The organism is Saccharopolyspora rectivirgula DSM 43747, from assembly GCF_000497205.1.
In the GTDB taxonomy this organism is placed as follows: domain Bacteria; phylum Actinomycetota; class Actinomycetes; order Mycobacteriales; family Pseudonocardiaceae; genus Saccharopolyspora; species Saccharopolyspora rectivirgula.
In genome coordinates this window covers 1-12,161 of record NZ_AYJW01000052.1, presented here as the reverse complement: position 1 = coordinate 12,161, position 12,161 = coordinate 1, and the positions used below count along the sequence as shown (strand labels likewise).

11 protein-coding genes are annotated in these 12,161 nt (G+C 65.1%); 6 read left to right on the top strand and 5 right to left on the bottom strand.

What is annotated here, in order from left to right; all coding sequences use genetic code 11:
- Positions 1–5: 5 nt before the first annotated feature.
- The 5 genes from SREC43747_RS0114160 to SREC43747_RS0114140 all read right to left on the bottom strand — a co-directional run bounded on the left by SREC43747_RS0114160 (position 6) and on the right by SREC43747_RS0114140 (position 4,637).
- Complete coding sequence (locus tag SREC43747_RS0114160) at positions 6–1,148, bottom strand: hypothetical protein (RefSeq protein ID WP_029721937.1); 1,143 nt, start codon at positions 1,146–1,148, stop codon at positions 6–8.
- Positions 1,149–1,199: 51 nt separating this feature from the next.
- The gene (locus SREC43747_RS0114155) at positions 1,200–1,466 is read right to left on the bottom strand and encodes a hypothetical protein (RefSeq protein ID WP_029721936.1); all 267 of its coding nucleotides are present in this window, start codon (positions 1,464–1,466) and stop codon (positions 1,200–1,202) included.
- A 9-nt stretch (positions 1,467–1,475) separates the two neighbouring features.
- Positions 1,476–2,414, bottom strand: coding sequence for a hypothetical protein (locus tag SREC43747_RS0114150; RefSeq protein WP_029721935.1), 939 nt, complete (start codon positions 2,412–2,414; stop codon positions 1,476–1,478).
- 67 nt (positions 2,415–2,481) lie between these two features.
- Positions 2,482–3,168: a GntR family transcriptional regulator gene (locus SREC43747_RS0114145; RefSeq protein WP_037332053.1), complete on the bottom strand. Its 687-nt coding sequence runs from the start codon at positions 3,166–3,168 to the stop codon at positions 2,482–2,484.
- Positions 3,169–3,266: 98 nt separating this feature from the next.
- The gene (locus SREC43747_RS0114140) at positions 3,267–4,637 is read right to left on the bottom strand and encodes a dihydrolipoyl dehydrogenase family protein (protein ID WP_029721933.1); all 1,371 of its coding nucleotides are present in this window, start codon (positions 4,635–4,637) and stop codon (positions 3,267–3,269) included.
- Between the two features lie 430 nt (positions 4,638–5,067).
- On the opposite strand from SREC43747_RS0114140, the gene SREC43747_RS0114135 reads away from it, so the two are divergent.
- The 6 genes from SREC43747_RS0114135 to SREC43747_RS19870 form a co-directional block, all read left to right on the top strand.
- On the top strand, positions 5,068–6,963 hold the full coding sequence (locus SREC43747_RS0114135) for a 2-oxoacid:acceptor oxidoreductase subunit alpha (protein ID WP_029721932.1): 1,896 nt from the start codon (positions 5,068–5,070) through the stop codon (positions 6,961–6,963).
- Between the two features lie 14 nt (positions 6,964–6,977).
- A complete protein-coding gene (locus SREC43747_RS0114130) occupies positions 6,978–8,021 on the top strand; it encodes a 2-oxoacid:ferredoxin oxidoreductase subunit beta (RefSeq protein WP_029721931.1) in 1,044 nt (347 codons plus the stop codon).
- A 276-nt stretch (positions 8,022–8,297) separates the two neighbouring features.
- Positions 8,298–8,972, top strand: coding sequence for a polysaccharide deacetylase family protein (locus tag SREC43747_RS0114125; protein WP_037342850.1), 675 nt, complete (start codon positions 8,298–8,300; stop codon positions 8,970–8,972).
- Positions 8,973–9,081: 109 nt separating this feature from the next.
- Positions 9,082–10,437 (top strand): nucleotide sugar dehydrogenase, encoded by a 1,356-nt coding sequence (locus SREC43747_RS0114120; RefSeq protein ID WP_201768705.1) that lies wholly within the window; start codon positions 9,082–9,084, stop codon positions 10,435–10,437.
- Positions 10,438–11,157: 720 nt separating this feature from the next.
- On the top strand, positions 11,158–11,712 hold the full coding sequence (locus SREC43747_RS21970) for a hypothetical protein (RefSeq protein ID WP_236623199.1): 555 nt from the start codon (positions 11,158–11,160) through the stop codon (positions 11,710–11,712).
- Between the two features lie 28 nt (positions 11,713–11,740).
- Positions 11,741–12,161, top strand: a 421-nt coding sequence (locus SREC43747_RS19870) for an FAD-dependent monooxygenase (RefSeq protein ID WP_029721926.1), incomplete at its 3' end; no start/stop codon positions are given.

The following is a 12,161-nucleotide window of genomic DNA, read 5'->3' as shown; positions in this document are numbered from 1 at the left end:
GCCTCCTACTGCGTCAGGCTCGTCTCGGCGAGCGTCAGCGAGACGTGCTCGGGGCCGTCGTCGGCGTAGCCGGTGATGCGTCGCCGGTAGCCGCCATCGGGCAGCCACGGGTGCCCGGAGACGTAGAAGGTGGGCGCGTCGCCGAGCGCCCAGTTGCCCAGGGCCGGGGAGATCTCCACGCCGGTCGCTTGTTCGCGTGCACCGTCGATGCGCACCGAGCAGGTCCACTGCTCGGTCGGCCAGCGGAACGCCTTCAGGTCCGCGTCGGCGTAGCTCTCCAGCGTCGTCTGCTCGATCACGGAGGTGTGCTCGGTGTCCACGTAGTCGATCGGCGGGAACCCCTGCTCGATCAACGAGCGGTCTTCGGCGAAGCCGGTCAACAATGACCGGTCACTGCCGGAGCCCTTCACCCAGACGCGAGCGGTCGGCGAGGCCGCGCCGTTGACGTCGATGTTGATCGAGCCCAGCGCGCCGCCGTAGTCCCACACGGCCGTGGTCTCCTGGTTGCCCAGCAGCGGGCCGCCGATGAGCATCTGCCAGCGCACGTAGTTGCTGCCGGACACGAAGTACGGCTGGAGGTCGAACTCCGGGCCGTCGATGACCTTGGCGAGGTCGTCCATGCGGCTCCACACAGTGGCCAGGTCGTAGCCGTAGTACGTGCGGCTCGCCGTCCCGATCTCAGTCTCTGGCAGGTCCAGCGGCAGCATGTAGCCGTCCTGCCGGAGGTTGTCGAGCACCAGGGCGCGCATGATGCCGCGCAGAGTCCGGTTGGTGTAGATCAGATCCTCGGACGGGTCGACGATCGCTGTGTGGCCGCTCGGGTTCCGCAGCACCCGCTTGTCCAAGAAGCTGCCGAGGCTGGAGCCGGTGACGGTGAGCTTCGCGCTGGCTTCGTCGAACTGGTAGCTCCACACCGGCCCGGCCTGCGTGATGTGGTCGCCGTAGGCGATCACCCAGGAGTACTTGCCGGTCTGGGTGAAGGTGTGCAGGTCCACCGACGAGTTGGCCGAGGAATGCACCAGAGCGCTGACCGACCAGGAGCCCTTCTCGTTGATGGCACGTTCGTAGGAAGGCGGCTGCGACGGGATGACGTCGGCGACGATCTTTCCGGTCAGGGTTTCCGCGACCAGCACACGCCATTCCGCCACAGCTCACCACCTCCCGGTCGATCCGAGGTGGGCAGGGGCGGGGCGCGGCGGTCAGGTCCAGTTCGGGAACGACCCGGAGCGGGATCGGAACTGCGAGTCGGTCATCGGGTACTGGTCGAGCGCGGAGGCCAGCCACACGCCCGTGGGGTAGACGGTGCTGTACTCGCCGCCGCCGACGTAGTAACGGACGCCGCCTTCGCGCTGCGCCGAAACTTCCCAGTACCGGTTGGCCTTCATCCACTCGATCAGCTCGTACTGCTCGCTGGGATCGTCGTAGTAGAACGCCTTGTAGGGCAGGTTGTAGTACTTCTCCGGCACGGCTTCTCCTTAGCTGGTTGGGGGTGCCACGGTGGACGGGTAGACGCAGGCGGACAGCAAGTTCGCCCCGGTGTCGTTGCCCCGGTACGCCCAGCCGTAGGAGGTGTAGAGCTGCCCGGTGAGCCACCCGCTGAGCACGAGGTCAATGGGGCGGTCGAACGCGCCGTACATCAGCGGCGGCACGCACACGGTGTGCGAGGTGTCCCGCCACTTCTGGTCCTGGGCGTTCTCGATGCCGAGGCTGCTGACCGTGTTCCAGTTGACCGGCGTCCCGGTCGGGCTGTCGATGGTGATCCGCAGGTCCACCTTCACGTCCGGGGACAGAGTGAGGACGGCGCGGCCGGTCGCGTACACCATGAACGGGGTGCCGGGGTACGGGATCTTGACCCGGCAGATCTCCGTGGGCGAGGCGGTGCTCTTGGTCCACAGCAGTTCGCCGGGGGCCGGGTTGGCGTTGACCACGATGCAGTTGTGGACGCCGCGCCAGCCGCCGCGCAGCGGATCGCTGGATTTGCCGTAGAACACCTGGTGCTGGAAGCCGTTCGCGTGCACCCATCTCTGGTCGCCCGGATAGGCCCCGGCTTCCTTGAACGCGGCCGAAGACGGGTCCGCGTCCGCGCCGTACAGGCTCCGCATGCCACCGCGGGCGACGAGGCCGGGGCCGCGCAGGTCGGTGATGTCGGCCGCCGCGATGGCACCGACCCCGGCCGAGATCTTCACTTCCGCCAGCGGAATCCAGCCCGCCGCCGGAGTGGGGATCGGGCGGGTCGGCGTACCGGTGGAGGCGTCGCCCTTCCAGACCTCCACGGTGAACTTGCGCTCGCCGGAGGGCGAGCCGATCGCGGGGTTGTTGTCGTCGTAGATCCTGGCGATGATCAGGTCGATCCGGTTGGTCGACGTCGAGGCCGGATCGAGCTTCAGCGTCTTCCGCGAGTCCAGGCAGGTCATGTAGGCCCCGTAGTTCCGAGATTGACCGGAATGGCCGAAACCCGGTCAGCGGCGGCGAATTGCTCGGCTAGGCAAGGGAAAAACCGGGACGGGAAGTCAACCCCAGAACGGTGTCGAGGCAACTGCGAGTTGCCTGCCGGTGCTCGTCCATGAGCTCCACGGCCCGTTCGCGCTGGCCGCGTCGCAACGCGCTGATGAGCTGCCGGTGCTCCCGCACGATCCGCCGCCTGGCAGTGGCGTCGTAGAGGTAGACCGCCCGGTAGGCCTCGGTCATCTTCCACAGCCGCTCTATCTCGTCGACGACCAGGTGCAGGCCGGAACTGCGGAAGATCTTGAAGTGGAATTCGTGGTTGAGCTCGCTGATCCGGAGGATGTCGGGAACCCGAGCGGCTTCGTCGATGCGGTTGTTGAGCTCGGTCAGTTCTCGCAGTTGTTCCGCTGGAAGCCGCGGCAGTTCCCGCAGCACCACGCTTTCCAGCGCGGCGCGCATCAGGTACGCCTGCTGCAGCTCCTCGGCGGAGAGCCGGACGACCGTGTAGCCGGCGTTGGGCTGGTGGCGCACGATCCCCTCGGCTTCGAGGGCTTTCAGCGCTTCCCGAACCGGCACTCGGCTGATCCCGAGCCGTTCGGCCAGCGCCTCTTGGCGCAGGGGCTGGCCGGGCAGCAGTTCTCCGCTGCGCAGCATCTGCCGGATGGCTTCGACGGCGCGGGAAGCAGAACTCTCCCGGCGCCCCGGTGACCTCTGCGCCGTCATCCTCACCCCTGGGCCTGCCTGATCGGTGCTGCGAGCTTAGCGCACCGGCCAGCATACTCCGTGGTCATTGTGGACAGAGGTGGGAAGTGCGGTGCTGCTCAGATGTGGAGGGCGGCCAGCGCGGTGACGACCGAGCGGTGGAAAGTGGGGTAGGCGTAGATCATCTCGCGCAACGTGCGCACCGGTATTTCGGCGTGCACCGCCAGCGTCAGCATGCTGAGCACCTCGCCGCCGGCCGGGGACACCACGGTCGCCCCGACGAGGACTTCCCGATCGGCGTCGGCCACCAGTTTGATGATCCCCTGGGTGGCCTGGTGGATCCAGCCCCGCGCCCCGGTCGTGATGTCGGTCAGCGCGGTGCGGACGTTGAGCTGGCGTTCGCGGGCCTGCTGCTCGGTCAGCCCCACCGAGGCCACCTCGGGCTGGGTGAAGACCACGGAGGGCACCGCCCGGTAACTGGCGACCTCGGCTTCCCGGCCGAGGATGTCGGCAGCCGCGATGCGGGACTGGTAGACGGAGACGTGGGTGTACGCCCCGTGCCCGGTGACATCACCGATCGCCCAGATTCCGGGAGCGGCGCGCATCCGTTCGTCCACCGGAATCGTGCGGGCGTTCTCGTCCAACCCGGCTGCGCCGACCTGCAGGGCGCCCAGGTCGGTCCGGCGGCCGCTGGCCACCAGCACCCGTTCGACGTTCAGCACCTGGCCGTTGTCCAACCGGGCGTGGAAGTGGGTTCCGTCGTGCTCCACCCGCGCCACCGAGCGCCCGAGGTGGAGTCCGACCCCCTCTTCCCGCAGCGCGGCGCTGATGGCTTGCGAAGCCTCCGGCTCGCCGGCGGGGAGCGGTCGGGGCTGGCTCTCCACCACGGTGACCGCGGTGTTGAACCGGGCGAACGCCTGGGCGAACTCCAGGCCCACCGGGCCGCCACCGATGACCAGCAGGGACCTGGGGGCTCTGGTGGCGGTGACGGCGTCCCGGTTCGTCCAGTAGGGGGTCCCGGACAGGCCTTCGATCGGTGGCACCAGCGGTTCGGTGCCCGGGTTGAGCACGATCGCGCGTCGAGCGCGGAAGGTCTGCTCCCCATCGGGGCCGCTGACGGTGACCTGGTCCCGGGCAGCCAGTCGCCCAGTTCCGCGGACCAGGCGGACACCGGCCGTCTCCAGCCGGCGCAGTGCTGCCTCGTCGTCCCATCCGGTGGTGGCTTCTTCCCGGATGCGGTCGGCCACCGGGAGCCAGTCGGGGAAGACCTTGGCTTGCCCGGCGAGGTCGGGCACCTTGCGGCCCTCGGCGAGGACTTCGCTGGCGCGCAGCATCATCTTCGTCGGTATGCAGGCGTAGTACGGGCACTCGCCACCGATCAGGCGTCGCTCCACGGCCACCACGTTCAGATCGGCTTCAGCCAGGCGGATTGCGATATCCTCGCCACCGGGGCCCGTGCCCACGACAACGGCATCAACCTGCTCGGTCACCGGTGTTCCCTCCGAGGAGTGCTGGTGGTTGCTTCCAGCGCAGCACCGGAGTGGGAAGAACGCATTTCCTGGCTGATGAGCGGCGAAGACCCCTTCTCGCATCCTGGGAAATTCGTCAATGTGTTTCGGATCACATTAGTCTCGTTTTCGGGGGTGTTCCGGGTGGGCGGTCCGGGTGCTTCTCGGCATTCCCCGTTGTCAGCCCGCGCTCACCGGTCAGGACGGAGGATTTCCAGCCGTGACGGGAGGCCAGGGCACGACCTGGGGAGTGAACCAGCACACCTGGACATCGCCAGTGCTCTGTGGGAACAGTGGCGAAAGCTTGGCAACCTGCTGGAGGTGGGCCTACTGCGGGTAGGTAGGGCTCGGCAGGCCTGTATCGTTCGCCACAGGGACCAACGTTGCGTGCAGGTGAAGGGAACGACTCAAATTGGGGACCACGAACGGGCACCGGCCGGGCACGGTGGCTGGTGACCAGGACACCCGCAAGCTCAACCGGGTAGTCATCCGCTTCGCCGGTGACTCCGGTGACGGCATGCAGCTGACCGGTGACCGCTTCACTTCGGAGGCTGCGGCCTTCGGCAACGACCTTGCAACGCTGCCGAACTTCCCCGCGGAGATCCGTGCTCCTGCCGGGACGCTGCCGGGTGTGTCCAGCTTCCAGCTGCACTTCGCCGACTACGACATCCTCACCCCCGGTGACCGCCCGGATGTCCTGGTTGCGATGAACCCGGCCGCGCTGAAGGCCAACATCGGTGATCTGCCGGACGGCGGAATCGTCATCGTCAACACCGATGAATTCACCAAGCGCAACCTGACGAAGGTCGGCTACGAGGACAACCCCCTCGAGACGGGGGAGCTGGACAAGTACACGGTCCACAAGGTGCCGATGACGACCCTCACCCAGGGCGCCTTGGCGGAGACCGGGCTCGGCAAGAAGGACGCCGGGCGGTGCAAGAACATGTTCGCCCTCGGGCTGCTGTCGTGGATGTACCACCGGCCGACCGAAGGCACCGAGCGCTTCCTGCGCGAGAAGTTCGCCAACAAGCCGAAGATCGCCGAAGCCAACATCCTGGCGTTCCGGGCCGGGTGGAACTACGGCGAAACGACCGAGGCGTTCGCGGTGACCTACGAGGTGGCGCCGGCGAAGCTGCCCCGGGGCACTTACCGGCAGATCACCGGCAACACGGCGCTCGCCTACGGCATCGTGGCGGCCGGCCAGCGCAGCGGACTGCCCGTGTTCCTGGGCAGCTATCCCATCACCCCGGCGTCGGACGTGCTGCACGAACTGGCCAAGCACAAGAACTTCGACGTCACCACGTTCCAAGCCGAGGACGAGATCGCGGGCATCGGGGCGGCGCTCGGCGCTTCCTTCGGCGGTGCCCTCGGGGTCACCACCACGTCCGGCCCCGGTCTGGCGCTCAAGTCCGAGACCATCGGACTGGCGGTCACGTTGGAGCTGCCGCTGGTCATCTGCGACATCCAGCGCGGTGGGCCGTCCACCGGGCTGCCGACCAAGACCGAGCAGGCCGACCTGCTGCAGGCGCTGTACGGGCGCAACGGTGAATCCCCGGTTCCAGTGGTGGCGCCCTGCTCGCCAGCCGACTGCTTCGACGCGGCACTGGAGGCGGCCCGCATCGCGTTGACCTACCGCACACCGGTGCTGCTGCTGTCCGACGGTTCGCTCGCCAACGGTTCCGAACCGTGGCTCGTCCCCGAGGTCGACCAGCTCCCCGATTTGCGAGTGGAATTCGCTTCCGAGCCCAACGCGCCGGACGGCTCCGGAGAGTTCTGGCCGTACTTGCGGGATCCGGAAACCCTCGCGCGCGACTGGGCCGTGCCCGGCACCCCGGGGCTCGAACACCGGGTTGGCGGTCTGGAGAAGGCCGATGGGAAGGGCAACATCTCCTACGACCCGGACAACCACGACAAGATGGTGCGACTGCGCCAGGCCAAGGTGGATGGGATCAAGGTTCCCGAGGTGCAGGTCGACGACCCGGACGGGAACGCGCGAGTGCTGGTGATCGGTTGGGGGTCCACCTACGGGCCGATCGGAGCCGCCTGCCGCCGGGTGCGCAAGAAGGGGTTGTCGATCGCGCAAGCCCATCTGCGCCACCTCAATCCGATGCCCGCGAATTTGGGCGAGGTGCTGCGCCGCTACGACCAGGTCGTGGTGCCGGAGATGAACCTCGGCCAGCTGGCGATGCTGTTGCGGTCCCGGTACCTGGTGGATGCGCAGTCCTACACCAAGGTCGCCGGACTTCCGTTCCGGGCGGAGGAACTGGAAAACGTGCTGACCGATGTTGTGCAGGGGGTGTCGGCGTGACCACGGACCTGGGTATGCCACTGCTCGGTGGCTTGGACGGAGTTCCGACGACCGAGGACAAGCAGACCGCGAAGGACTACAAATCGGACCAGGAAGTCCGGTGGTGCCCTGGCTGCGGCGACTACGTCGTGCTCAACGCGGTGCAGAGCTTCTTGCCCTCCCTGGGGCTGAAGCGGGAGAACATCGTGTTCATCTCGGGAATCGGGTGCTCCTCGCGGTTCCCGTACTACATGAACACCTACGGCATGCACTCCATCCACGGACGTGCTCCGGCGATCGCCACCGGGCTGGCCGCATCCCGGCCGGACCTGTCGGTGTGGGTGGTGACCGGTGACGGCGACGCGCTGTCGATCGGTGGCAACCACCTGATCCACGCGCTGCGGCGCAACGTCAACCTGAAGATCCTGCTCTTCAACAACCGGATCTACGGTTTGACGAAGGGGCAGTACTCGCCCACCAGCGAGGTCGGCAAGGTCACGAAGTCCACCCCGATGGGCTCCATCGACCTGCCGTTCAACCCGGTCTCGCTGGCGCTCGGTGCGGAAGCGACCTTCGTCGCACGGGTCATCGACTCCGACCGGACCAGCGTGACGGAAACCCTGCGCGCCGCCGCGGAACACCGGGGGAGCGCTCTGGTGGAGATCTACCAGAACTGCCCCATTTTCAACGACGGTGCTTTCGACGTCCTGAAGGACAACGACGAGAAGCAGCGCCGCATCATCCCGCTGCGCCACGGCGAGCCGATCGTCTTCGGACCGCAGGACTGCCGATACGGCGTGGTCAACGCGCCCGATGGCGGGTTCCGGGTCGCCAAGTTGTCCGAAGTGGAGGAAAGCGACGTGGTGGTCCACGACATCCACCGCGACGACCCCTCCTACGCCTTCGCGCTGTCCCGTCTCGGTGGTGAGGACCTGAACCCCACGGTCACCGGGATCTTCCGGGCGGCCAAGCGCCCCACCTACGACGACCTGCTGCGAGACCAGGTCGACCAGGCGAAGAAGGACAAGCCGGCCGACTTGCAGAAGTTGCTCACCGGGAACGACACCTGGACGATCTGATCGTTTCCGCCCCCGCCCCGCGGCTCCGTGCGGAGCCGCGGGGCTTTTTTTCGAATGGTTGTGCTTTTTCCCGGTGGTTCTCGTGACCTATGGCTCGGTCGTACGAAGTGCGTGTAGGGGGTACCGTACGAGGCACAAGCCAGATCAGATCCTGAGGACGAGCACCTGCGCTCCGTGGGATCTCTTCGCCGATTGGGGGGCGGCGAGCTCATGACAACACAGACAACCGGCAGGCTGACTGGCAAACTTGTCGAACGCTCGTTTCCCTACGTGTGGATGTATCACTCGATCGATTTCCACATCCACGACCCGTATTTGATCACAGTAGACCCGCATCGTTTCGAACGCCAGCTCATCTGGCTGCGCCGGAACGGTTTACGCGGGGTGTCCATGAGGGAGCTGCTGCAGGCCAGAAAGCTGGGCGCGGGACGGAATCTGGTCGGACTCACCTTCGACGACGGGTATGCCGACTTCCTGCGGAACGCGTTGCCGATCCTCAAAAAACACGGTTGCACAGCAACGGTGTTCGTGATCGCTGGTTTGCTCGGTGGATTCAACGAGTGGGATCTCGAGGGACCGCGCAAGAAGCTGCTGACGTCGCACGAGGTACAGCAGCTCGTCTCCCAGGGCATCGAAATAGGATCGCACAGCTTGTCGCACCAACGGCTTTCCGGGAAGTCGACCAAGCAACTTCTGGCTGAAATCAACGACAGCAAAACGATCTTGCAAGACCTGACCGGTCAGAACATCGTCGGGTTCTGCTACCCGTACGGCGCCCTGGACGAACAGGCGGTCAACGCGGTGCGGGAAGCGGGGTACGACTACGGGTGCGCCATCTGGCGGTCCCCGTTGTCAGGACGGCACGCACTACCGCGCACTTACGTCGGTGATCGGGACAACGCGCTGCGGCTCTTCGCCAAGCGGATCCGGTACGCAGTGCGACTTCGATAGCGGTCCTGTCTACTGAGCTTTGGGTAGGCGCCCTCCCCTGTTTGCAGGGCAATGCGCAGGCGCGCCGGTGAGACGATGCACCGGAGAGAGAAGTTCTGGGGGGATTAGCGTGGCTGCTGAACACCGGCTGTCCTTGGCGGTCAACGGAAGGGAACGGCTGCTGGCCGACCGGCTGACCGTCCTGCAGCCCGTACCGGTGGAGCACAGACCGAAGTTGTCCGCAGTGGTGGTCGGGTTGGGCTACGTCGGTCTGCCCACCGCGTACGCGCTGAGTACCGCGAACACCAGAGTGGTCGGTTTCGACATCAGCGAAGAGCGGCTGCGCGCCATCAAGGCCGGCGAAGTCGATCTGCCTCCTGAGGAGCGCCGAGGGCTCAATACCGTGCTGAGCTCGGGAATGCTGCAGTTGACTTGTGATCCAGCTGAGCTCTCTGATGCTGATGTGGTGATCATTTCGGTTCCCACCCCAGTGGACGAAGATCGGGTACCGGACACCAGGGCACTTCGTTCGGCGTGTCGAACCGTGGTGGAGAACGCTCAACCCGGTCAAACGATCGTCCTGACTTCCACGACGTACGTGGGCACGACCCGAGAAATGCTGGTGGAGCCGTTGCAGCAGCGCGGACTGCGAGTGGGGAGCGATGTTTTCGTCGCCTTCAGCCCGGAACGCATCGACCCGGGCAACTACGACCACACGCAGCGGGAAACCCCCAGGGTGGTCGGCGGTGTCACCCGACCGTGCTCGGAGAAGGCGGCGGAGGTCATCAACCGGATCACCGATTCGGTGTACCTGGTCAGTTCTCCGGAAGCAGCTGAGCTGACCAAGCTGTACGAGAACATCTTTCGAGCAGTGAACTTGGCGCTGGCCAATGAGATCGCGGACGCGTGCAGCACGTTCGATTTGGACCCGATCGAAGTGACCATTGCTGCTGGCACCAAGCCGTACGGCTTCCTGGGCAGCTTTCCAGGGCCGGGAGTGGGGGGACATTGCATTCCCTGCGATCCGCACTACTTGCTGTGGCAGCTGCGCCGAGAAGCGGTCCCGACCCCGCTCATCGAGCAAGCGATGGAATCGATCGACCGCAGACCTGGTCAGATAGCGCACCGCGTGCTCGAAGAGTTGACCGAATCCGGTATCGAACCAACTGGGGCGAGAGGGATCATCGCCGGGGTCAGTTACAAAGCCGGTGTTCAGGACTTGCGGGAATCTCCCGCGCTGCCGATCATCAGCGAACTCCGGGCGGCCGGAGTGGAGACCGGTTACTTCGATCCGTTGATACCAGAAGTGGAACTTCCAGGAGGGGTGAAGCTCTTCAGCGAGAAAGAACCTTCCGGAAGAGAATGGGACCTGGTTTTGGTCCACACAGTACATCCTGATGTCGATTTCAGTTGGATATCGGAATGTTCGAATGTAATAGACGCAACTTATCAGTTTGATGCGGTACCGCACCGGAAGGTTCCATGAGGGGATCGCCGCATGTTCGACACCGACGTCCCAGCAGTTGTTTTCAAACTCGACCCGAACGTGATGCACCACGGCGGTCTCGGAGTGATACGCAGCTTGGGCAGAAAAGGCGTTCAAGTGTACGGAGTGCACGAGGACTCACTCGCGCCAGCTGCTCATTCCAGGTATCTCGCCGCGAAGTGGATGTGGAGTCCTGCGGAGGCCGAGCCCGAGATCATCTACGAGGGGCTTCTCAGGCTTTCCGCCCACATCGACCGCCCCGCGGTGTTGCTGCCGACCGATGACGCTGCAGCGATATTCCTGGCCGAACACGGTGAACAGCTCCGCGATCGGTACTGGTTCCCCCGGATCGACGCTGACCTTCCACGTGCGGTTTCCGACAAGTATTCGCTGTACCAGCTGTGCCGCAGCGTGGGTTTTCCTTGTCCGGATTCGATGCTCGTCTCCGGATGGGACGAGGCTCGGCAATTCGCCGATCAGCACGGATACCCAGTGGTCGGGAAACTGACTTCCCCGTGGAAGTCGGTCGGAAGCAGCCCACTGCGCAGCACAACGATAGTGCGTTGTGAGGACGATCTGCGCGCGCTGTACTCGGCTTGTGCGGAGATCGATGGCTGTCAGCTGATGCTCCAGGAGCATATTCCAGGAGGTTCGGGAAAGGACTGGTTCTTCCACGGTTACTGCGACGCTGCGTCCACTTGTGAGCCTGCTTTCACCGGAGTGAAAGAGCGCTCGTATCCCGCTCGTGCGGGACTGACCTGCCTGGGCCGCTGCGAGGAGAACGACGAGCTGCTCCAGCAGGTCACCGGGCTGCTCAAGAGCATGTCCTTCCACGGGATAGTCGACCTCGATCTGCGGTTCGACGACCGCAGCGGAACCTACAAACTACTGGATTTCAATCCCCGTCTCGGTGCTCAGTTCCGGTTGTTCCGCACCACCGCCGATGTGGATGTGGCCACCGCGTACTACCTTGATGCCACGGGGCAGGACATCCCCCCGGGAAGACAGCTCGTCGGACGCCGGTTCGTCGCGGAGAACTACGACCCGATCGCGGCGTTGAGCTACTTCCGGTCCGGGGACCTGCGGCTGCGGGACTGGTTCAAGTCCGTGCGCAACATCAACGAAACCGCCTGGTATGCCAGGGATGATCTGCTGCCCTTCCTGTTGATGTGCGGGTGGATGGGCTGGCGCTTGCTGAGTCGTCCTTTCGTCGGGAACCGACGTCGACCGGTGATCGAGAAGCCGTACTTCGTGCCAGGGCGGAACTACCTCTGAAACCGACCCTGACTAGTGGAGGACAGTGATGGATTCCGTTGAAGTCGCGATCGTAGGTGCTGGCCCGTACGGCTTGTCGCTGGCTGCGCACTTGCGCAGGGCTGGAGTCGGCTACCGCCAGTTCGGCTTCCCGATGAGCTTGTGGCGTTCGCGCATGCCTCGCGGAATGTATTTGAAGTCCCAAGGGTTCGCTTCGAACCTGTCCGATCCGGACGAAACCCACACATTGCGCAATTTCTGCTTGGAAACCGGGCGGGAATACGCTGACTACGGTCTTCCGGTCTCCCTGGAGACCTTCGTCGACTACGGCGAGTGGTTCCAGCTCAACCGCGGTCTGGAAGTGGAAGAAGTGCTGGTCACCTCGATCCGGCAGACCGCGAGGGGATTCCTCCTGGAACTGGCCGATGGAGCCACGGCAGAAGCTGAAAAGGTGGTTGTGGCGGTCGGAG